The organism is Micromonospora parva (assembly GCF_040649675.1).
In the GTDB taxonomy this organism is placed as follows: Bacteria; Actinomycetota; Actinomycetes; order Mycobacteriales; family Micromonosporaceae; genus Micromonospora; species Micromonospora parva.
This window is the reverse complement of sequence record NZ_JBEZFX010000001.1, coordinates 134,904-156,084: the sequence shown is the minus strand read 5'-3', so window position 1 is coordinate 156,084 and position 21,181 is coordinate 134,904. Positions and strand designations below refer to the sequence as shown.

15 protein-coding genes are annotated in these 21,181 nt (G+C 69.3%); 12 read left to right on the top strand and 3 right to left on the bottom strand.

What is annotated here, in order from left to right; translation table 11 throughout:
• Nucleotides 1-112 precede the first annotated feature (112 nt).
• Nucleotides 113-1,687, top strand: coding sequence for an arabinofuranosidase catalytic domain-containing protein (locus tag AB0C03_RS00640; RefSeq protein WP_357633081.1), 1,575 nt, complete (start codon nucleotides 113-115; stop codon nucleotides 1,685-1,687).
• 82 nt (nucleotides 1,688-1,769) lie between these two features.
• On the opposite strand, the gene AB0C03_RS00635 is transcribed toward AB0C03_RS00640, so the two are convergent.
• Nucleotides 1,770-3,119: an extracellular catalytic domain type 1 short-chain-length polyhydroxyalkanoate depolymerase gene (locus AB0C03_RS00635; RefSeq protein ID WP_030333831.1), complete on the bottom strand. Its 1,350-nt coding sequence runs from the start codon at nucleotides 3,117-3,119 to the stop codon at nucleotides 1,770-1,772.
• A gap of 265 nt (nucleotides 3,120-3,384) precedes the next feature.
• On the opposite strand from AB0C03_RS00635, the gene AB0C03_RS00630 reads away from it, so the two are divergent.
• The 3 genes from AB0C03_RS00630 (at nucleotide 3,385) to AB0C03_RS00620 (ending at nucleotide 8,266) form a co-directional block, all read left to right on the top strand.
• The gene (locus AB0C03_RS00630) at nucleotides 3,385-4,383 is read left to right on the top strand and encodes a PaaX family transcriptional regulator (RefSeq protein ID WP_051708621.1); all 999 of its coding nucleotides are present in this window, start codon (nucleotides 3,385-3,387) and stop codon (nucleotides 4,381-4,383) included.
• 606 nt (nucleotides 4,384-4,989) lie between these two features.
• Nucleotides 4,990-6,456 (top strand): endo-1,4-beta-xylanase, encoded by a 1,467-nt coding sequence (locus AB0C03_RS00625; RefSeq protein ID WP_357633076.1) that lies wholly within the window; start codon nucleotides 4,990-4,992, stop codon nucleotides 6,454-6,456.
• Between the two features lie 508 nt (nucleotides 6,457-6,964).
• On the top strand, nucleotides 6,965-8,266 hold the full coding sequence (locus AB0C03_RS00620) for an RICIN domain-containing protein (protein ID WP_357633073.1): 1,302 nt from the start codon (nucleotides 6,965-6,967) through the stop codon (nucleotides 8,264-8,266).
• Nucleotides 8,267-8,338: 72 nt separating this feature from the next.
• Here the strand turns inward: AB0C03_RS00620 and AB0C03_RS00615 are convergent, their stop codons facing one another.
• A complete protein-coding gene (locus tag AB0C03_RS00615) occupies nucleotides 8,339-9,109 on the bottom strand; it encodes a FadR/GntR family transcriptional regulator (protein WP_030333841.1) in 771 nt (256 codons plus the stop codon).
• Between the two features lie 144 nt (nucleotides 9,110-9,253).
• On the opposite strand from AB0C03_RS00615, the gene AB0C03_RS00610 reads away from it, so the two are divergent.
• The 8 genes from AB0C03_RS00610 to AB0C03_RS00575 all read left to right on the top strand — a co-directional run bounded on the left by AB0C03_RS00610 (nucleotide 9,254) and on the right by AB0C03_RS00575 (nucleotide 17,324).
• Nucleotides 9,254-10,516, top strand: a complete 1,263-nt coding sequence (locus AB0C03_RS00610; RefSeq protein WP_030333843.1) for an ABC transporter substrate-binding protein — start codon at nucleotides 9,254-9,256, stop codon at nucleotides 10,514-10,516.
• Between the two features lie 10 nt (nucleotides 10,517-10,526).
• Nucleotides 10,527-11,504, top strand: a complete 978-nt coding sequence (locus tag AB0C03_RS00605; RefSeq protein WP_357633069.1) for a carbohydrate ABC transporter permease — start codon at nucleotides 10,527-10,529, stop codon at nucleotides 11,502-11,504.
• Nucleotides 11,504-12,331, top strand: coding sequence for a carbohydrate ABC transporter permease (locus AB0C03_RS00600; protein ID WP_357633066.1), 828 nt, complete (start codon nucleotides 11,504-11,506; stop codon nucleotides 12,329-12,331). The genes AB0C03_RS00605 and AB0C03_RS00600 overlap by 1 nt, the downstream gene beginning before the upstream one ends.
• A gap of 1 nt (nucleotide 12,332) precedes the next feature.
• Nucleotides 12,333-13,556 carry a mandelate racemase/muconate lactonizing enzyme family protein gene (locus AB0C03_RS00595; protein WP_051708622.1) on the top strand — a complete coding sequence of 408 codons (1,224 nt, stop codon included), beginning with the start codon at nucleotides 12,333-12,335 and terminating at the stop codon, nucleotides 13,554-13,556.
• 105 nt (nucleotides 13,557-13,661) lie between these two features.
• The gene (locus AB0C03_RS00590) at nucleotides 13,662-14,687 is read left to right on the top strand and encodes a (R,R)-butanediol dehydrogenase (protein ID WP_030333851.1); all 1,026 of its coding nucleotides are present in this window, start codon (nucleotides 13,662-13,664) and stop codon (nucleotides 14,685-14,687) included.
• Nucleotides 14,684-15,445 (top strand): 2-dehydro-3-deoxy-D-gluconate 5-dehydrogenase KduD, encoded by a 762-nt coding sequence (kduD, locus tag AB0C03_RS00585; protein WP_030333853.1) that lies wholly within the window; start codon nucleotides 14,684-14,686, stop codon nucleotides 15,443-15,445. Before AB0C03_RS00590 ends, kduD begins: the two co-directional genes overlap by 4 nt.
• Nucleotides 15,442-16,320, top strand: coding sequence for an amidohydrolase family protein (locus AB0C03_RS00580; protein WP_357633061.1), 879 nt, complete (start codon nucleotides 15,442-15,444; stop codon nucleotides 16,318-16,320). The genes kduD and AB0C03_RS00580 overlap by 4 nt, the downstream gene beginning before the upstream one ends.
• A complete protein-coding gene (locus tag AB0C03_RS00575; protein WP_357633058.1) occupies nucleotides 16,317-17,324 on the top strand; it encodes an aldo/keto reductase in 1,008 nt (335 codons plus the stop codon). Before AB0C03_RS00580 ends, AB0C03_RS00575 begins: the two co-directional genes overlap by 4 nt.
• A 129-nt stretch (nucleotides 17,325-17,453) precedes the next feature.
• On the opposite strand, the gene AB0C03_RS00570 is transcribed toward AB0C03_RS00575, so the two are convergent.
• On the bottom strand, nucleotides 17,454-20,996 hold the full coding sequence (locus AB0C03_RS00570) for a ThuA domain-containing protein (protein ID WP_357633055.1): 3,543 nt from the start codon (nucleotides 20,994-20,996) through the stop codon (nucleotides 17,454-17,456).
• Nucleotides 20,997-21,181 lie beyond the last annotated feature (185 nt).

Below are 21,181 nucleotides of genomic sequence, written 5' to 3'. Positions count from 1 at the left end.
TTGACATAAATTCCACAAAGGTCATACGATTCGCTGCGAATCGATTCGCCGCCACCACTGACCTGGCGCATCGACAATCCCCCGCGCCTCCACGACTTCCGAGGAGCACCCCGTGCGAACCCCGTCCCCCATCGGGCCAGGAAAGGCCCGTGACCTCATTCCGAGACGTCGTCGCGCCCGACGGCTGACCGCCGTGGCGGGCGCTCTGGTCGGCGTTCTCGTCGGCATCGGCGCCACCCCGGGCGCCTCGTCGCCGTCCGCCGAGGCGGCCGCCGCGCCGCTGGCGGCCGCCATCCAACCGGGGCAGAGCACCCCCATCGTCGGCACCGCATCCGGCCGCTGCCTCGAAGTGCCCAACTCCAGCACCACCAACGGCACCCAGACGCAACTCTGGGACTGCAACGGCAGCGCCGGCCAGAGCTGGACCTGGACGTCGACAAAGCAACTCCAGGTGTACGGCAACAAGTGCCTGGACGCCTCCGGCCGGGGCACCACCAACGGCACCCAGGTGATCATCTGGGACTGCAACGGCCAGAACAACCAGCAGTGGAACGTCAACAGCAACGGCACCGTCACCGGCGTACAGTCCGGGCTCTGCCTCGACGCCAACGGCGCGGCCACCGCCAACGGCACCAAAATCATCCTCTGGGCCTGCAACGGCGGCACCAACCAGCAGTGGGCCTCGCCGACCACCACCCCGCCGCCGACCAACCCGCCCACCGGCGCGCGCCCGTGCGACATCTACGCCTCCGGCGGCACCCCGTGCATCGCCGCGCACAGCACCACGCGAGCGCTCTACGAGACGTACGCCGGCAACCTGTACCAGGTCCGACGCTCGTCGGACAACACGACCCGCAACATCGGTCTCACGGCGACCGGCGGCACCGCCAACGCGGCCACGCAGGACTCGTTCTGCGCCGGCACGACCTGCGTGATCACCGTGGTCTTCGACCAGTCCGGGCGTGGCAACGACCTCTGGTACCAGGGGTCGAGCGTGGTGCCGGGCTCGCCCCAGAGCAAGCCGGCGATCGCGACCTCGGAGTCGCTGACCGTGGGCGGCGCGAAGGCGTACTCGCTCTACATCAATCCCGGCAACAGCTACTGGCGCGACGGGCACCTCACCGGCGTGCCGACCGGCGCGGCTCCCGAGGGCATGTACATGGTGACCAGCGGGACCCACGTCAACAGCGGCTGCTGCTTCGACTACGGCAACAGCGAGACGACCAGGAAGGCCGACGCCGCCGGGGCGATGGACGCCATCAACTTCAGCAAGCAGTGCTGGTTCGGCGGCTGCTCCGGCAGCGGGCCCTGGGTGCAGGCGGACCTGGAGTGGGGCCTCTTCCCAGGTGGCAGCCAGGCCTGGAACCCGAACCAGCGTGCCTTCACCAGCAAGTTCGTGACCGCGACGTTGAAGAACAACGGCACGACCCGCTTCGCCATCAAGGGCAGCGACGCCCAGTCCGGCAGCCTCTACACACTGTACGACGGCTCGCTCCCGCCGGGATACAGCCCGATGAAGAAGCAGGGCGCGATCATCCTGGGCAGCGGCGGTGACTGCTGCAAGCCCGACGGCGGCGCGAACCTCAGCGCCGGCACCTTCTACGAGGGGGCCATGGTCGCCGGCTACCCGTCCGACGCGACCGAGAACGCGGTGCAGGCCAGCGTGGTGGGCGCCGGTTACCGCTGACCCGGTGACGCCGGAACGGGGGAGTGCGCCGGTCACCACGCGGTGGTGACCGGCGCACTGTCTCGCCGACGCCAGCCTGGTCTCAGGCGATGGCGCAGGACGCGCCGTTGAGGGTGAACGAGGACGGCCGGGCGTTGTTGCCGGTGTGGGTGGCCTGGAAGCCGATGGTCACCGAGCCGTTGGCGGGGATGCCGCCGTTGTAGGCGACGTTGCGGGCCGTCACCTGCCCGGAGTTGGGCGAATAGGTGGCGTTCCAGCCCGAGGTGATGGTCTGCCCGCTCGGCAGGGTGAAGACCAGTGACCAGCCGTTGACGGCGCTGGTGCTGGTGTTCGTAATGGTGATGTTCTCGGTCAGGCCGTTGTTCCAGGCGTTGACGGCGACGCTCACCCGACAGGCGCCGTTGGCCGGCGGCGGCGTGGTGGGCGGCGGCGTGGTCGGGGGTGGCGTGGTCGGGGGTGGCGTCGTCGGCGGCGGGGTGGTCGGCGGCGGCGTCGTGGGGTTGGTCAGGCCGAAGAACTGCAGGGCCGCGGCAGCCATTCCGCCGGAGGGCAGGCTGTGCCCGGCCCCCTGGATGCTGTACGCCTCAACCTGGACGGTGCCGTTGCTGTCGGCGTAGCGACGCCGGTTCCAGTTGGCCTGGGGCGTGTCGGTGGAGGTGGGTGTCTGGCTCAGCCCGAACACGTTGGTCCACTGCTCGATCGTCTCCTGCAGCAACGAGTACGGCACGAGCGTGTCGCTGGTGCCGTGCCACAGCTGCACGCGCGGGCGGGGCCCGGAGTAACCCGGGTACGCCTGGCGGACCGCGTCGCCCCACTGCTGCGGGGTCCGGTTCATGTTGCCGCCGGTGCACTGGCTGCTGCCGGGCGGATAGTCCGCCGCGTTGGCGAAGCAGTTGAACGGCACGCCCATGAACGCGGCGCCGGCCTTGAACACGTCGGGGTAGAGCGCCAGCATGTGGTTCGTCATCATGCCGCCGGAGGAACTGCCGGTGGCGTAGACCCGGTCCCCGTCGGCCGCGTACTGCTGCTGCACGTACCGGATCATGGAGATGATCGACACCGGGTCGCTGCCGCCACCACGTCGCTTGGCGGCGTCCGACCAGGTGTCGAAGCAGTTGCCGAACCCGGCCTGCTGGGTGGCGGACGGGTAGATGACGATGTATCCGTAGCGGTCCGCGAGGCTGGCGAACTCGCTCCCGGAGTAGAAGCCGGGGCCGGATCCTCCGCAGCCGTGCATGGCCACCACGACCGCCGGGCGGGCCGGGCGGTTGTCCGGCACGTAGACGTGCATGCGCATCCGACCCGGGTTGTCACCGAAGCTGGTCACCTCGGTCAGCGACGCCGCGTACGCGGGTCGGAGCGCGGGGACCAGCAGGCCGGCTGTCAGCAGCGGCACGGCGAGGGCGAGCAGCAGTTTTCTCTTGATTCTCAACGGACGACTCCTTCGATTGCCGGTTCGGCTGGGATTGGTCGCGCGATCCGTCAGCGGGTGCGCCCGGTTCCCGCGTGATCGCGCCTGCCCGCTACCTGTGGCTTGCCCTGCCCGGCTCCGGACGGCATTGCGTGGCAATTAGTGTTCCCCTCGGACCGACAAGTGTCAATCGAAGTTTCTCTATCGCGAGGTGGTCCCGGGGCTCGGCGGGGAGCGGCGATCCGTCTACAGTCGTCACACCGTCCCTGAAGAGCACGGAGCGCCTGTGGCAAGCCCGTTCGACATCGACGAGATATATCCGGACGACGGAGATCACGAACTCCGGCTGCCCAGGCGGCAGGTGGGCAACTCCCCCCAGGGGGTCGCCGTGACCCTGTTGGCGGACTACACCCTGCGGACCCGTGTCCCCCTGCCGTCCGCCGCCATCGTGGCGCTGCTCGGAGAGACCGGCGTGACGACGGCCGGGGCGCGCACCGCGATCAGCCGGCTGGCCCGCCGCGGGGTCCTGGAGGGCAGCCGACTGGGGCGCCGCAGCTCGTACCGCCTCAGCCGCGCAGCGGCGGCCAGCCTCTCCGCGGGCGCCCACTGGATCCTCGCCTCCACCACCTCGACGGTGCGATGGGACGGGTGCTGGACGGTTGTCGCCTTCTCGCTGCCGCAGGAGCTGAGCACGCAGCGACGCGCGCTGCGGGCTCAGCTGCGGTGGCTCGGCTACGCGCCGCTGTACGACGGGCTGTGGATCTCGCCGCGCGAACTGAACGCTCCGGCTCGGGCTCGGCTCGACCAGCTCACCCTCGGTGCCGTGACGGTGTTTCGCGGCCGACAGACCCCGCTCGGCTCGGCGGCTCATCGTGCCCCGATCGAGGCCTGGGACATCCAGGCGATCAGTCGGAGCTACGACGCGTTCCTGCGGCGCTGGACGCCGCTGCTGCCCGCTGTGGTGTCCGGGGAGGTCGACGGGGTTGCCGCGGTGCGGGCGCGTACCGAGGTGATGGACACCTTCCGGCGGTTTCCCGTACTCGATCCGCAGTTGCCCCTGGAGCTTCTTCCGCAGGGGTGGCTCCGGCGGCCGGCGCAGGAGTTGTTCGCGGCCGTCTACGACGGCCTCGCCGCGCCCGCCGAGCGGCACGTTCGGGCGGTCGTCGCCCGGTTTGCCGACGGCACACAGCCCGACATCCGGGCACACACCACCGCCGACATGCTCGCCGGTGTACGCGTCGAGGCGAGCCTGGCCGAGCATGGGCATAGCGGTTCTGCCGGCTGACGAGAATTACGTGGATCGTGCCGATGGCGCACTCGGGGTCTGGGGTCGGCGCGCTTGGCGATGACGCCTACGGGCAGCTGATCAAGGACGGTCTGGATCGGCTGGCGCAGGAGCTGACCTCCACGTAGGCGCGCGTTGCCGATAAGGACCTCTGGTCGCCGGATCGCCTGCCCCGCCGCCGCCCGTGCCCGGTCTCGCTTGCTAGCTGTGAGCGATAACAGAGCCACCCTCAGGCGTCTTTCGGTAGCGCCGTGGCGCGGCCGTTCCGGCAGGTCGCTCGGCGAATGACGCGGATCCTCGCAGGCGGCGGGTGGTGATCGAGGCGAGGTGTTCGGGTGCGTCGGCGTGAACGGCTCATTTCGTCTTGACGAACGACATGTTATCGCTCACTCTCGATATAGAGGACGATCGTTTCGTTGGGTTCACCGGGCGGGCCCTACGCGTCGTTTCTCGGTTCTCGGCGTCCATCCGGGCAGGCGGACGTCACCTCAGGGCTCCCGGCGGTGCCGGCGAACGCCTTCCCCAACCATGTGCGCCGGCACCAGGGGCCGTCCTGACTGAAGTGGCACATCACCACCACCGATGCACCCACTGAGAAGGAACGACATGAAATCACCGAGAACGTTGCTGGCGGCGGCGGCCCTCGCCGTCGCCCTCACCACCGGCATGACGGTGGCGCTGACACCCGCAGCCGGTGCCGGCACGACCCTGAAGGCGGCCGCCGCCGAGAAGGGCCGCTACTTCGGCGCGGCTGTCGCCGTCGGCAAGCTGTCGACCAGCGCCTACACGACGATCCTGAACCGTGAGTTCAACAGTGTCGTGGCCGAGAACGAGATGAAGTGGAGCTCGACCGAGCCGCAGCAGGGTGTGTTCACCTACTCCAGTGGTGACCGCCTGGTCAGCCACGCGCAGGCCAACGGCATGAGCGTGCGGGGTCACACGCTGCTGTGGCACCAGCAGCAGCCGGGCTGGGCGCAGGGCATGTCGGGCAGCGCGTTGCGCAACGCGATGATCAACCACGTCACCCAGGTCGCCACCCACTACCGGGGGAAGATCTACGCCTGGGACGTGGTGAACGAGGCGTTCGCCGACGGTGGTTCGGGTGGGCGTCGTGACTCGAACCTGCAGCGCACCGGTAATGACTGGATCGAGGCGGCCTTCCGGGCGGCGCGGGCGGCGGATCCGGGTGCGAAGTTGTGTTACAACGACTACAACACCGACGGGATCAACGCGAAGTCGACGGGGATCTACAACATGGTGCGGGACTTCAAGTCCCGTGGTGTGCCGATCGACTGTGTGGGGTTCCAGTCGCACCTGGGTACCTCGCTGGCCGGTGACTACCAGGCCAACCTGCAGCGTTTCGCCGATCTCGGCGTGGACGTGCAGATCACCGAGCTGGACGTGATGACCGGTGGCAACCAGGCCAACATCTACGGCGCCGTCACCCGCGCCTGCCTGGCGGTCTCGCGCTGCACCGGCATCACCACCTGGGGGGTACGCGACTGCGACTCGTGGCGTGGCTCGGACAACGCGCTGCTGTTCGACTGCAACGGCAACAAGAAGGCCGCGTACAACGCCGTCCTGGACGCCCTCAACGGCGGCTCCACCCCGCCCACCACGCCCCCGCCGGGCACCGGGGTGGACACCAGCGCCTGGTACGTGCTGCTGAACCGGAACAGCGGCAAGGCGCTGGACGTGTACGCCTCGGCCACCAGCGACGGCGCGCGGATCAGCCAGTGGACGCGCAACAACGGCAACAACCAGCAGTGGCAGTTCGTGGACTCGGGTGGCGGCTACTACCGGGTGAAGTCGCGCAACTCCAGCAAGGTGCTCGACGTCAGCAACTTCTCCACCGCCGACGGTGGCGCGATCGTGCAGTGGTCCGACCTCAACGGCACGAACCAGCAGTTCCGACTCGCCAATTCGTCTGATGGCTATGTGCGCCTGATCAACCGCAACAGCAACAAGGCGGTCGAGGTGCAGGGCGCGTCCACCGCCGACGGTGGCAACATCGTGCAGTACGCCGACTGGGGCGGCACGAACCAGCAGTGGCAGCTGGTCCGGATCGGCTAGTCGCTGCCATTGCCTGAGCTGGGGGAGAAGGGCTGCCGGCCGACCGGGATCCGGCCGGCGCCCGCCCCGGCGAGGTGTGACGACCGGTGGCCCGTCCCCGGGTGGGGGCGGGCCACCGCGACCATCAGGTAGTCGTTTCGGGCCGCCATTCGAATCGATGACAGTCATTTGACGTATGACGTCTTTGCCGCTAATTTTCACCAGCGGGCGACGCGGCAGCCGGGAGCCAGGACGTCGCGCCGCGCGGCTCGACGCGGCCTGCTCCGAAGCCCGGATCGCGGCATCGCCATCGACGTGCGCCGAAGGCCGCAGGATGCCCGCACAACACCCCCAGACGTGCTGACGCCACCACCACGACGCCGGCACGCACGCCAGGGCACCCGCGGCTCTCCGCTCGTGGGTGACCCCGATCGAAGGAGTGGACATGAAAGCCCTCGGTGAGGCTCGTCCCGCCTCTCGACAGAGACGTCGCTGGCGGTCAGGGTTGGCCGCGGCGACGGCCACGGTCATGGCCGCCAGCACCCTCGTCGCCGTCAACGCGGCGCCCGCGGCGGCAGCGACAGTGGACACCAACGCCTGGTACACCCTCGTGAACCGGAACAGCGGCAAGGCGTTGGACCTGTACGCCTCGGCCACCAACGACGGTGCGCGGATCAGCCAGTGGACGCGCAACAACGGCACCAACCAGCAGTGGCAGTTCGTGGACTCCGGGGGCGGCTACTACCGGGTCAAGTCCCGGCACTCGGGCAAGGTGCTCGACGTCAGCAACTTCTCCACCGCCGACGGCGGCGCGATCGTGCAGTGGTCCGACCTCAACGGGACGAACCAGCAGTTCCGGCTGGCCGACTCGGACGGTGGCTACGTCCGGCTGATCAACCGCAACAGCAACAAGGTCGTCGAGGTGCAGGGCGCGTCCACCGCCGACGGCGGCAACATCGTGCAGTACGCCGACTGGGGCGGCGCCAACCAGCAGTGGCAACTCGTTCCCGTCGGCGGCAGCAACCCCCCGCCGACCGGCGGCAGCGGGTGCGGCAAGGCGCCGACGCTGGCCAGCGGCACGCACACGATCCAGAGCAACGGCAAGAGCCGAACCTTCATCCTGCGGGTGCCCGCCAACTACAACAACAGCAACCCGTACCGGCTGATCTTCGCCTTCCACTGGCGGGGCGGCACCATGCAGGAGATATCCTCCGGCGGCACCAGTGGGGCCGCCTGGTCCTACTACGGGCAGCAGGAGCAGTCGAACAACAGCGCGATCCTGGTGGCGCCGCAGGGGTTCGGCAACGGCTGGGGCAACTCCGGCGGTGAGGACATCACCTTCGTCGACGACATGATCAGCCGGATCGAGAGCAGCCTCTGCGTCAACCCGAGGCAGCGGTTCGCGCTCGGCTTCAGCTGGGGTGGCGGCATGAGCTACGCCGTCGCCTGCGCACGGGCCACCGTCTTCCGGGCGGTCGCTGTCATCTCCGGCGCGCAGATCAGCGGGTGCAGCGGTGGCACCCAGCCGATCGCGTACTTCGGGCTGCACGGCATCTCGGACAACGTCCTGAACATCTCCCAGGGCAGGGCGTTGCGCGACACCTTCGTCCGCAACAACGGTTGCACCGCCCAGAACCCGCCCGAGCCGGCCGGCGGCAGTCGTACGCACATCACGACCGCCTACTCCGGTTGCCGGGCCGGCTACCCGGTGCAGTGGGCGGCGTACGACAACGGTCACATGCCCGGCCCGGTGGACGGCACCTACGCCGAGAGCGGCATCACGACCTGGACCAAGGGTGAGATCTGGAGGTTCTTCGCCCAGTTCTCGTGACACTGATCGGCGCAGCCGGCGGCGTCCGCTCCCGTACCCCGGGGGTGGGCGCCGTCCCGGCTGGGGTGGCGGTCAGCGTTCGAGGCGGGCGGGGCTCCCCGAGCCGTTGCGGCGGACCAGCCAGGCCTCGGTGATGTGGGTGAACATCGCCTCGGCGGCGCCGTTGGCGTCGTGGGCGGCGATGCGTTCGTAGATGCGTCGGTGGCCCTGGTTGGACGCCACGCACAGGGCGCGTTCCGTCCGGCCCATGTACCGGGCGGTGTTGATCACCTGGCTCTCCAGCGCACGGACGACGCCACGAGCGATGCGGTTCCCCGACGCCTGCATGATCGTGTCGTGGAAGGCCCGGTCGTGGTCGTGATAGGTGACGTGGTCGTCGACGAGCTCGTCCATCCGGTCGACCATGGCCCGCAGGCGCTCGATGGTCTCGGTGTCGGCGAGGCGGGCGGCGACGTTCGCCATGTCGGACTCCAGCACCCGCCGGGTGACGACCAGGTCGTCGAGGATGGCGAAGCTGTCGTCCACGGCGATGGTCGCGGCGAGGACGAGCTCGTCGAGCATGTCCCAGTGTGCCGGTGGGGTGACCATGGTGCCGGCGCCCTGGCGGACCTGCACCAGCCCCTTCTCCTGGAGGATCTTCACTGCTTCCCGGACCACGGTCCGGCTCACCCCGAAGGTCTCGCAGAGGATCGGCTCGGGAGGTAGGGACGTCCCGGACGGGTGTACGCCGCGGACGATGCGCTCCACCAGTTCGGCGGTGACCGCCCTGGCGAGGTTGGTCGGCCGACGCACCCACGCCGGGGTCGCCGGGCTGTTCAGGGCTGTCTCCCGTGGTGGCGTCATGTCCCCCTCCGAATGGCTCGCCGTGGCACGACGTCCGGATCAGTGTACGGCCGGGTGTTGACGTCACACGTCATACGAGTTACGTTCCCGTCAACATTGGCTCGCGGGGCACCCGCCGGCCACCCCCCATATAGAGGTGACAACATGAGACAGCGCGCAATGTGGTCGGCCGTCCTCGTTGTGGGCCTGGCCCTGGCCGGTTGTGGAAGTGCTAGCGATTCGGGCAAGTCAACCAGCTCGGACGGCAAGTTGGTGGTGTGGGACTGGAAGTCCGGCGAGCCGTTCGCCAAATCCTATCTGGACAAGGCCAAGGCCGACTTCAAGAAGAAGCACGCCGACGTCGAGGTCGAGTTCGTCGCACAGCCCTTCGATCAGTACTACACCCTGCTCGGTGCGGCGATTCAGTCCGGCAAGGGCCCGGACGTCATGCTGTTCAACGGTGGCGGCCAGATCCGCGACCGGGTGGACGCGCTGGTGCCCCTCGACGAGTACGTGGCCGAGGACAAGCAGCGGCTGGCCGGCTGGGAGGCGTTCACCAAGGACGGCAAGATCTACGCCGCCCCGGTGACGCTGCAGGGTTACCCGATCTACTACAACAAGGCGATCTACCAGAAGGCCAACCTCGACCCGGCGAGCCCGGCCACCACCTGGGACAAGTTCGTCGCCGACTGCGCCGCCATCGCCAAGGCCGGTTCCAAGTGCTTCGCCCTCGGCAACAAGGAGGGCGTCGGCATCCAGTTCTGGATCTCCAGCATGGGCTCGACGACCCTCACCGCCGCCGAGTACGACGCCTGGATCGCCGGCAAGCGCGACTGGAACTCGGCCAACGTCAAGCGGCTCTTCCAGCTCTGGAAAGAGACCGGCGACAAGAAGATGAACAGCGACGGGGCCAACTCGACCGCCATGTTCAACGACTCCTTCGCGCTCTTCCAGTCCGGTAAGGCCGCCCACGTCATGGGCCTGATGTCGGACGTGGGTCACTGGCAGGACTTCAACGAGTTCCTCACCCCGGAGAAGCTCGGCGTCATGAAGGCCCCGGTCGTCACCGCCGGCACCACCCCGAGCCTTCCCTACGACGGCGGCATCGGCTACGCGGTCGCCAAGTGGACGAAGGACCCGAAGATGGCCGCCGACCTGGCGCGCTCGCTGAGCTCGGCCGAGGCGTTGAAGGCCTTCTACGCTGACGCCGGCGCGATCGCCGCCGACACCACCATCGACGTGTCGGCGGGCGGCCCGGCGGTCTCCACGATCGTCGGTGAGCTCAAGAGCGGCAAGCCCGCTCTGCACGTGGCGCTCTCCTCGAAGACGATCGACCTGATGGGGCGCCTCTCCCAGCAGCTCCTCAGCGGTTCGATCACCGTCGACGAGGTGGTGAAGCAGTTGGCCGCTTCTGACCAGGCGGGCTGACCTCGTGCCAATGGGAAACACGCAACCATCGGTCCGTCCGGCTTCGGCCGGACGGGCCGGCGGGGCGGCAGTCACCCCCGCCGCCGCTCATCGCAGCGGCGTACGACAGCGTCGCGCCCGTGGCGGCCCGGGGGCCGAGCGTTACGCCCCCTACATCCTGGTCGCCCCGGCCGTCCTGATCATCGTGCTGCTGCGGCTCTACCCGCTGATCCTCGGCGTCAACTTCTCCTTCACCGGCGACGGCGCGCAGAACGGCACAGCGGTCGGATTCGGCAACTACCGCGAGCTGTTCGCGGACCCGCTGTTCCGGACCGCGCTGAGCAACGTCGGGCTGCTGGTGCTGCTGCTGCCGGTGGCGGTGGCGATCCCCGGTCTCCTCGCGACGTTCATCTACCTGCGGGTGCCGGGTCACCGCTTCTACCGCAGCGTCTACTTCTTCCCGGCGGTGCTCTCACCGGTCATCGTCGGTGCGATCTTCAACCTGCTGCTCGCCTTCGACGGCCCGCTCAACGCCGTGCTCGGGTCGGTCGGTGTCGGTCCGGTGGACTGGCTCGGAGACCCGGACATCGCGATGTTCATGGTGGTGGGCGTGCACATCTGGGCCACCTTCGGGATGGCGCTGGTGGTGTTCCTCGCCGGCTTCGCCACGCTGGACGCCGCGCTCCTGGACGCCGCCCGGGTGGACGGGGCGTCGCTGCGTCAGGTCGTCTGGCACGTGGTCATTCCGAGCCTCGCCCGGACCATCCAGTTCGTCTTCGTGACCACGATGATCGGGATGCTGACCTCGATGTTCGGGTTGCTCTTCGTGATGACCAGCGGCGGCCCGGAGGGCTCGACGTACCTGCCGGAGTACTACATCTGGATCCAGCAGGGCCAGATGAACCGCCCGGCCCTCGCGTCGGCAGCGTCGACGATCCTCTTCGTGATCATGCTGGTGGTGGGGCTCATGCAGATCAAACTGCTGGAACGAGCGGGGAAGGAGGACTGATGTCTCGCGTCCGACTGGGACGGTGGCTGATCGCCGTCCCGATGGCACTGCTCGCGCTGGCGACGATCTACCCCCTGCTCTTCACCGCCAACGTCGCGATGAAGACGCGGCGCGACTACATCCTCGACCGGTTCTCGCTGACCGACGCGCTGCGCTGGGAGAACATCAGCACGGCGTGGAGCAGCGTCGGCATGGGCCGCTACTTCGTCAACTCGCTGTTCGTGGTGACGGCGTCGGTGCTCCTGCTGCTGCTGTTCGGGTCGATGGCCGGCTTCGCCCTGAGCCAGCTGCGGTTCCGTGGCTCCTCGGCGTTGTTCCTGGGTTGCCTCGCGGGGCTCTTCATCCCGTTCCAGGTGATCATGGTGCCGCTCGCCCGGATCATGGCCGACACCGCACTCATCGACACCTACCCGGGCCTGATCCTGGTCTACGTGGCCCAGTTTCTGCCCTTCACGGTCTTCCTCATGACGAGCTACTACAAGGGCATCCCGCCGGAGATCGTGGACGCCGCGCGGATCGACGGCAGCACCGTGTACGGGGTGTACCGCCGGATCATGCTGCCCCTGGGCACCCCGGCGCTGCTGTCGGTCGGCATCCTCAACGCCCTGTTCTGCTGGAACGACGTCCTCATGGCGCTGGTGATGATGCCCTCGGCCGACCACCGGACGCTCATGATCGGGGTGACCTCGTTGCGCGGGCAGTACTCCGACAACATTCCCACCTTCGCCTCGGGTGTGCTGATCGCCGCGATACCCGTCCTGTTGGTCTACCTGTTCCTCCAGCGCCAAATTGCCGACGGCGTCGCCGCCGGTTCCACGAAGGGTTGACATGCGGATCACGGGATATCGGACGCTCACGACGGTCCAGGAGTGGGGGCGACCCGTCGGCGACGCCAACGGGGTGTTCGCCGACGGGGTGGTCCCCGTCTCGATCGTCATCGTCGACACCGACGAGGGAATCTCGGGAATCGGCCTCGGGCCGCACGTCGAGATAGAGCGGATCTTCGCAGCCGTCGAGGGCGAAGACCCCCGTGCCGTGACGTCCCTGTACGACCGCATGTTGCGGCACACCTTCAAGGCGGGCCACGCGGGGCCGGTGTTCGGCACCATCGGCGCGCTGGACACCGCGCTCTGGGACATCAAGGCGCAGGCCGCCGGCGAACCGCTGTGGCGGCTGCTGGGCGGAAGCGACCGGCGGGTCACCGCCTACGCGTCCGGTTTGGACATCGGGCTCACCGACGACGAACTCGTCGCGGAGTACGAGGTCTACGCGAGCCACGGCCTCCGGGCGGCCAAGCTCAAGGGCGGGCTCGACATCGAGCACGACAGGCGCCGCCTCGGGCTGGTCAAGGAGGTCCTGACCGAGGCCGGGAAGGGGCAGCGGCCGGGCCTCATGCTCGACGTCAACGAGGCGTGGACGCGCAAGCAGGCTGTCCGGCACGTCTGCGAACTGGAACGTACGCTGGATCTCATCTGGATCGAGGAGCCGGTCCGGCGCTGGGACGCCGAGGGTCTCGCCGCGGTGAGCCGGGGTGTGTCCGCGTCGGTAGCCACCGGCGAGAACCTCACCGGGCTCGAACAGTACCGTCCGCTGATCGCCGCCGGCGCTGTCGACATCGTCCAGATGGCGGCCGTCTGGGGGGTCACCCACTTCCTGCGGGCGTCCGCCCTGGCCCACGCCCACGACCTGCCGGTCAGCCCGATCGGCAACAGCCCGATCGGGCTGCTGCACGCCGCGACCTCGGTGCCGAACCACCTGACGAGCGAGTTGCAGGACCTGCACCCGCCGGTCGGCGTCTCCCTCGACCTGCACGTCGAGGATGGCGCCTTCATCCTCGGTGACACACCGGGGCTGGGGGTCCGAGTGGACGAGGACCGGATCCGGGCGGCCAACCGCCGCCCGCAGGCGCAGACGGCCGACAGCCCCAACGTCCGGCCGGAGCGGGCCGGTCGGCGGCTGCTGGCCGGTGTCGACGGGGTGATCCCCACACGTCAGGTGCCGGTCACGTCGCTGCACCCCCACAATGACGTGTCACCGACCGCACGGCACTGAGCTGACCGACAGAACAGGGAGACGTGGGTGCATCGCGACGGCGGTGCACCCACGACCATGCCCGGTCGGCACGACCGACGTACCGACCGTCGAGACGGAGGAACGATGAAGGCAGTCGTCTACCGGGGGGCGCGAAACCTCGGAATCGAGCACCGCGACCCGGAGCCACCGGGCCGGGGTCAGGTACGGATCGAGGTGGCGTACACCGGGATCTGCGGTACGGATCTGCACATCTACCACGGCGACATGGACGCCCGGGTTGGTGACTCCGCCGTCATCGGGCACGAGATGTCCGGCCGCATCGCGGCCCTCGGTGAGGGCGTGACCGGCTGGGAGGTCGGTCAGCCGGTCACCGTGATGCCGACCCGGCCGTGTGGACGCTGCGCCGCCTGCCAGCGGGGCAACTCCCACGTCTGCCACGCCATGAACTTCCTCGGCATCGACTCACCGGGTGCCATGCAGTCGTCCTGGACGGTGCCGGTGGAGCTGGTCCTGCCACTTCCGCAGGAGTTGCCCCTCGACCACGCGGCGCTCGTCGAGCCGGTGGCGGTCGCCGTGCACGACGTACGCCGGGGGAACGTGACCGCCGACGACCAGGTGGTCGTCGTCGGTGGCGGACCGGTCGGCGTCCTCATCGCCACCGTCGCGCGCAGCCGTGGCGCGCGGGTCCTCCTCGTCGAGCCGGACCCGTTCCGCCGCGAGGTGGCCGAAGGGATCGGGGTCGAGGCCGTCGACCCGCTGTCGACCGATGTCGTGGCGCTGGTCAACGACCGTACCGACGGCGCGGGCGCCGACATCGCCTTCGAGGTGTCCGGCTCCGCCGCCGGTGTCACCACGGCGGTCGACGTCCTCACCACCCGTGGGCGGCTGGTGATGGTGGCGATCCACCCCCAGCCACGGGAGGTCAACCTGCACCGGTTCTTCTGGCGTGAGCTGGAGCTCCTCGGCGCCCGGCTGTATCAGCGCGACGACATGGTGGAGGCGATCCGGCTGGTCGCCTCGGGTGCGATCCCGGCCCAGCGGCTCATCTCCCGGATCGAGCCGGTCGAGTCGGCCAGCGCAGCCTTCGCGGCGCTGGAGGGTGGCGGCGTGATGAAGGTGCTGCTCGACGTGCGGGAGGGTAACCAGTGACGGCCCTGTTCGACCTGTCCGGACGGACCGCCGTGGTGACCGGGGCGCGGCGCGGTATCGGTCTCGCCATGGCCGAGGCGCTGGCAGTGGCCGGTGCCGACATCGTGGGCGTCTCCGCGCAGCTCGAAGCCGACGGCAGCGAGGTCGAGCGTCGGGTGCGCGCCGCCGGCCGCCGGTTCACCGCGTTGCGGGCCGACCTCGGCGACCGGGCGGCCGTGCACCGCCTGGCCCGCGACATCATCGCGCTCGGACCGGTCGACATCCTGGTGAACAACGGCGGCACGATCGCCCGGACCCCGGCCGCGGAGCACCCGGACGAGATGTGGGACCAGGTGATCGAGGTGAACCTCAGCAGCCAGTTCATCCTCAGCCGGGAGATCGGCCGGACGATGGTCGAGCGCGGCCGAGGGAAGATCGTTTTCACCGCGTCGCTGTTGAGTTTCCAGGGCGGCATCACCGTCCCCGGTTACGCCGCGTCGAAGTCCGGCGTGGCCGGCCTCACCAAGGCGCTGGCGAACGAGTGGGCGGCCCACGGGGTGAACGTCAACGCCATCGCGCCCGGCTACATCGCCACCGACAACACGCAGGCGCTGCGCGACGACCCCGATCGCAACCAGGCGATCCTCGGCCGCATCCCGGCCGGGCGGTGGGGCCGGGCCGACGATCTCGGCGGCGCCACGGTGTTTTTGGCGTCGTCCGCGTCGGACTACGTCAACGGCGTGGTGCTGCCCGTCGACGGCGGCTGGTTGGGCCGATGACGGGCGCACCGGAGCCCGGCCGCGCCGGGATCGTCGACGCACACCACCACCTCTGGGTCCGGGCCCGGCACCCGCAGTCGTGGATCGACCCGGTAACCATGGCGGCCATCGACGCCGACTTCGAACCCGCCGATCTCGCGCCGCTGGCACGGGCGGCCGGGGTCACCGCGACCGTGGTGGTGCAGTCCATTCCCTCGGTGGCGGAGACGGTGGACCTGCTGGGCATCGCGGCCGAGGACACAGTGATCCGTGGGGTCGTCGGCTGGGTGGACCTGACCGCCGACGATGTCGCGGAGCGCCTCGACCGGCTACGGTCCGCCCGGGGCGGGGAGCGTCTCGTCGGCATCCGCCACCTCGTGCAGTCCGAGACCGACCCGGCGTACCTGGACCGCCCGGACGTCCGCCGGGGGATCGCCGCGGTGGGGGCCGCCGGCCTCGTCTTCGATTTGTTGGTACGCCAGCACCAGCTCCCCATGGCCGCGCGCCTCACGCGCGACCTGCCCGAGGTGAGCTTCGTCCTCGACCACCTGGCCAAGCCGGCGATCGGTCGTCCGGAGATGGCGCAGTGGAGCCGGGACCTGCGGTCGTTGGCCGCCTCGCCGAACACCACGGCGAAGCTCTCCGGGCTGGTGACGGAGGTGCCGGGTTCGGCCTGGACGCCGGGGGACCTGCGACCCGCCGTCGAGGACGCGCTGGACGCGTTCGGGCCGGACCGACTGATGTTCGGCTCGGACTGGCCGGTCTGCCTGCTCGCCAGCTCGTACCAGCGGTGGGTGGACACCGTGGCGGAGCTGCTGGACGGCCAGGACGCGGCCGACCAGGCGTCGGTCTGGGGCGCGACGGCACGCCGCGCCTACGGGCTGGAGACGTCATGATGACGCGTGCGCTGCCGCGCCGGCCGGGGACACGTCTCACCGAGCTGGGCTTCGGCGCGGCCCAGGGAGGCAACCTCTACCGGGCGACGACGGACGAGGAGTTCGCCTCGGCCGTCGACGCCGCGTGGGAGGCGGGCGTCCGGTACTTCGACACCGCGCCACACTACGGTCTCGGGCTGTCCGAACGCCGCCTCGGCGCCGCGCTGCGCCAACGGCGGCGCGACGAGTACGTGGTCTCGACGAAGGTCGGGCGGCTCCTGGTGCCCTCGCCCGAGGACGCGCACCTGCGGGACTCCGACGGGTTCGACGTGCCAGCGACCCATCGGCGGGTGTGGGACTTCAGCCGCGACGGCGTCCTGCGCTCCATCGAGGCCAGCCTGGACCGGACCGGGCTGGACCGGATCGACATCGTCTACCTGCACGACCCGGACGACCACTGGGAGCAGGCCGCGCACGAGGCCGTACCCGCCCTGGTCGACCTCCGCGACCAGGGTGTCGTGGGTGCCATCGGCGCGGGCATGAACCAGTCGGCGATGCTGGCGCGGTTCGTGCGGGAGGCCGACGTCGACGTGATGATGTGCGCCGGGCGGTACACCCTGCTCGAACAGGGCGCCGCCGGTGACCTGTTGCCGGCCGCCGAGGACCGGGGGGTGGGCGTGGTCATCGCGGGCGTCTACAACTCGGGGCTGCTGTCGCGGGACCGGCCGCCGGCCGACGCCGTCTACAACTACCAGCAGGCGCCGGCGGCGGTGATCGAGCGGGCGCGGCGGATCGCCACGGTCTGCGAGACGCACGGGGTGACCCTGCCGCAGGCGGCACTGGCCTTCGTTCGCCGGCATCCGGCGGTGGTGTCGACGGTGGTCGGCGTCCGCAACGAGGCGCAGGTGGCGGAGACGGTGCGACGGTCCGGGGTCGTCGTGCCGGAGGAGTTGTGGGAGGACCTGGCGGCGACCGGGCTGCTCGCCGAGCCGCCCGGTCGGCGCTCCCCGGCCCCGCCCGACTGACGGCTGCGTTCGCCTCTGCCGCCCACCAGTGGGTGCGACGGTGACGACGACGTCCCGGCCGGGACCGGTTCCGTTCCTCGGAGACCGGTCCCGACCGGGACGTCAGCTGTTACCGCGAGAGCGGCGGGATCACACTGCGGTGAACCGCCACTGCTGGTTGGCGGCGCTGTGGCAGGTCCACTGCAACAGCCGGGCGCCGTCGGCGGTGGATGCGCCGTTGACGTCCACGCAGAGCCCGCTCAGCACGTTGCGCACCGTGTACACGCCGGAGGTTCCGGTCGCGGTAGCGGTGAACTTCTGCTGGTTGCCGTTGTTGCAGGTGGCCTGCTGGAGGAAGGCACCCGCCGTGGTGGAGCTGCCGATCACCTCGACGCACTTGCCGCTGTGCACCGCCTTGAGGTAGAGCGCACCGTTACCGGCGTCGACCGCCTGCCACCTCTGGTTGTTGCCACCGGTGGCCGCCCACTGGTTGATCTGGGCGCCGTCGGCGGTGGAGACACCGCTGACGTCCATCAGCTTGTTGCTGTGCTGCGCCGTGACCGTGTAGGTCTTGCCGGCCAGGCCGGTGCCGGTGCCGGGTGTCCCGACGCCGTTGCCGCCGAAGGTGTGCGAGTCCAGATCGAACGAGTTGTTGGCGTTCTTGAACACCATGTAGAGCGTGTGCGTCCCGCCGAGGGCGGCGACGCTCACCGGTGTCGTGGACTGGTAGTTGTCCCAGCCACCCGTGCTCGGCACCGTGGTGGTGGCCAACAGGGTGCCGGTCGGCGAGTCGGCCCGCAGCTCGATCGATCCGCCACCGGAGGGCGACGACAGCCGGTAGCTGACCGTCGAGATCCCCGACAGGTTCATCGGGTTGAACGCGATCCAGTCGTTGCTGGAGATGTCACCGATGCGCTTGGTGCTCTCCGCGGCCGCCTGGTCGATCACCCGGATGCCGGACTGGCTGCTGAAGTACTCGGACTGCTTGTGCTTCGGCTGCAGGATCGCCTGTGCGGTGCCGGTGAGCGGAGACCCGCCGCCCGAGCCGCCGTTGTCGGTGTACCTGGCGTTCAGCACGTAGAACAGGTTGGCGCCATCGGGGTGCCCGCCGAGCAGGTCGGTGGAGATGGTGCCCGAGCAGCCCGGGTACTCGGTGGTCTCGTGGGCGTGGTCGTCGTGACCCAGCGCCGGGTTGAGGAACACCTTCGAGCAGTCGACTGTTCCGCCGTCCGGATCGGTCACGGTGATCTGGTACGGCACCTTGTCACCGAAGGTCAGCATGCCGCCGTTGCCCGGTGTGGTGATGGTGACCACCGGGGCGCTGTTGCCGACGGTGATCGGGACGTTGGCGAAGCCGGTCTTGCCGGTGCTGTCGGTGACCTTCAACTGGGCGGTGTAGTTGCCGTTGGCGGTGTACACCTTCGACGGGTTGGCCGCCGTCGAGGTGGTGCCGTCGCCGAACGTCCACAGGTAGGTCAGCGTGTTGCCGTCCGGGTCGGACGTGCCAGCGCTGCTGAACTGGACGGTCAGCGGTGCGCTGCCGCTGGTGGGCGTGCCGGTGGCCCTGGCGATCGGTGACCGGCCGCCCTGGTTGTAGTCGATCCGGTAGAGCCCGGAGTCGCTGTTGCCGCCGCCGAAGTTGGTGCCCCACTCCAGCATGTAGAGCGAGCCGTCCTTGCCGAACTCCATGTCCATCGGCTTGTTGAACCGAACGTTGGGCAGGAACGGGTTGGTGCGGGTCACCGCCGAGGAGGAGTCGAAGTGCACCTCCTTGACGTAGTTGCGCGCCCACTCGTAGAAGAAGTGCACGCCGTCGTAGTAGGGCGGGAACTTCGTCTCGGAGGGGTTCGCCGCGTCGTACCGGTAGATCGGCCCACCCATCGGAGCGGAGCCGCCGGAGCCGAGCTCCGGGAAGGTCGTCGAGGCGGGGTAGCCATACCAGATGTTGGGCATGACGACCGGCTTCAGGCTGGTCAGACCGGTGTTGTTCGGCGAGTTGTTGACCGGCGCGGAGCAGTTGAACTTCGCGCCGACGACGCCGGTGTCCGGGTTGAACGGGGCGTACGGCTGGTTGTTGCCGTGGCAGAACGGCCAGCCGTAGTTGCCGGCCTGCTTGATCACGTTGAGCTCGACCAGGCCCTCCGGCCCACGGTTGGTGGTGGGCGGGTTCCGGTCCGGGCCGTAGTCGGCCAGGTAGACCCAGCCGTTGGCCGGGTCGATGGAGAAGCGGAACGGGTTACGGAAGCCCATCGCGTAGACCTCGGGCTTGGTCTGCGCGGTGCCCTGGGGGTAGAGGTTGCCCGACGGGATGGTGTAGCCACCGTTGGCCGAGGGCCGGATGCGCAGCAGCTTGCCGCGCAGGTCGTTGGTGTTACCGGCGCTGCGAGCGGCATCCAGGTTGGACTTGCCCGACCGCCAGTCCAGCGGGGCGTAGCCCTGCCAGTTCGGGTCCAGGTTCGGCGGTGTGTCGTCGCCGGTGCCGATGAAGAGGTTGCCGTCGGGACCGAACTTGATGTAGCCGCCGGTGTGACCGGGCTCCGGGAACGTCCGGTCCCGGTACGCCGGGATGTCGATGATCGTCACGCCGCTGGACGTGTTCAGCGTGTCACCGCTGACCGTGTAGCGGGAGACCCGGTTGACGTCGGTGCTGCTGCTGGCCGGTGAGTGGTACAGGTAGATGTAGCCGTTGGTGGCGAAGTTGGGGTCCAGCGCCATGCCGGTCAGGCCGTCCTCGCCGCCGGTGTAGACGCTGAGCGTGCCGGCGGTGACGGTGCTGTTGGTGGAGGGCTTGAAGATCTTCACCTGGCCGCCGCGCTGGACGTAGAAGACCCGGCCGTCCGGGGCCACACCCAGCGCCATCGGGTCGACGGTGTTGTCGTCGAGGGTGCGCCTCTCGAAGTTGCCCCAGACGGTGCCGCCGCAGTCTCCGGCGGCGTTACCGGCCGCCCACCGGATGCCACCGAGCACGTGGTTCTGGAAGTTCGCCTCGCTGTAGGAGCCGATCGCGTGGCCCATCGCGGTGGCCCACACCCGCCCTCCACTGGTGTTGCGGCACCAGGAGATCGGGTGGTCCGGGCCCATCGCCCGGGATCCCGGGTTGTAGGTGCGCTCGTCGGCGGTCACCAGCACGTGCACGTTGCCGCGCGGGTTGGCGTCGAAGTTGTACCACTCCTCGCTGCGGGTCCACCGATCCGGCAGGCTGGCCGTCGACGGGTGCTTCTTGTCGGCGACGATGGCGGTGCCCTGGAGCACGCCGGGGGAGTGCTCGGGCATGTGGGCGCCACCGTTGATGGTCTGGTCCCACCACGGGTATTCGCCCTCGATGCCCATGTCGGTGGCGTTGTGGATGGCGACGATGCCCTTGCCGCTGGCGAGGTAGCCCTCCACCGCCTGGCGCTGCGCCGCCGAGGTCCAGACCATGCCGGAGGTCTGGAGCATGACGATCACGTCGAAGGTCGCCAGGTTGCTGGCGGTGAAGACGCTGGAGTCCTCGGTCGCCACCACCTCGAAGTTGTTCGCGGCGGCCTGCTGTTGGATCATGCTGATCCCGGCCGGGATCGAGTCGTGGCGGTAGCCGGTGGTCTTGGTGAACAGCAGGGCCCGGAAGGCCGGGGCCGCCGACGCGGGTGGGGCGAGTCCGAGCGCCAGTAACAAACCGGCGATCACTGATATGAGCAGTGTGTTGCGACGCATGGCGTCTCCTAGGTTGGACGGGCAACTCCGGTAGCGACCACGGGCCCCGCAGCACGTCAGGTTGTGCCTGGACGCGTGCGACGGCACGAGGGTGGTGGTCGGTCCTCGTGCCGCTCGCCGAAGACGGCAGTCAGACCCGTGGGACGTCACCCAGCGTGATGGTGGCTGAGGGCTTCGTCCGGTGA

What these genes read in the sequence shown, in the direction of transcription:
- AB0C03_RS00625 (WP_357633076.1), top strand. Translation starts at nt 4,990, where the DNA reads ATGAAATCACCGAGAACGTTGCTGGCGGCGGCGGCCCTCGCCGTCGCC.
- AB0C03_RS00620 (WP_357633073.1), top strand. Translation starts at nt 6,965, where the DNA reads ATGGCCGCCAGCACCCTCGTCGCCGTCAACGCGGCGCCCGCGGCGGCA.
- AB0C03_RS00615 (WP_030333841.1), bottom strand. Translation starts at nt 9,109, where the DNA reads ATGACGCCACCACGGGAGACAGCCCTGAACAGCCCGGCGACCCCGGCG.
- AB0C03_RS00610 (WP_030333843.1), top strand. Translation starts at nt 9,254, where the DNA reads ATGAGACAGCGCGCAATGTGGTCGGCCGTCCTCGTTGTGGGCCTGGCC.
- AB0C03_RS00605 (WP_357633069.1), top strand. Translation starts at nt 10,527, where the DNA reads ATGGGAAACACGCAACCATCGGTCCGTCCGGCTTCGGCCGGACGGGCC.
- AB0C03_RS00600 (WP_357633066.1), top strand. Translation starts at nt 11,504, where the DNA reads ATGTCTCGCGTCCGACTGGGACGGTGGCTGATCGCCGTCCCGATGGCA.
- AB0C03_RS00595 (WP_051708622.1), top strand. Translation starts at nt 12,333, where the DNA reads ATGCGGATCACGGGATATCGGACGCTCACGACGGTCCAGGAGTGGGGG.
- AB0C03_RS00590 (WP_030333851.1), top strand. Translation starts at nt 13,662, where the DNA reads ATGAAGGCAGTCGTCTACCGGGGGGCGCGAAACCTCGGAATCGAGCAC.
- AB0C03_RS00580 (WP_357633061.1), top strand. Translation starts at nt 15,442, where the DNA reads ATGACGGGCGCACCGGAGCCCGGCCGCGCCGGGATCGTCGACGCACAC.
- AB0C03_RS00575 (WP_357633058.1), top strand. Translation starts at nt 16,317, where the DNA reads ATGATGACGCGTGCGCTGCCGCGCCGGCCGGGGACACGTCTCACCGAG.
- AB0C03_RS00570 (WP_357633055.1), bottom strand. Translation starts at nt 20,996, where the DNA reads ATGCGTCGCAACACACTGCTCATATCAGTGATCGCCGGTTTGTTACTG.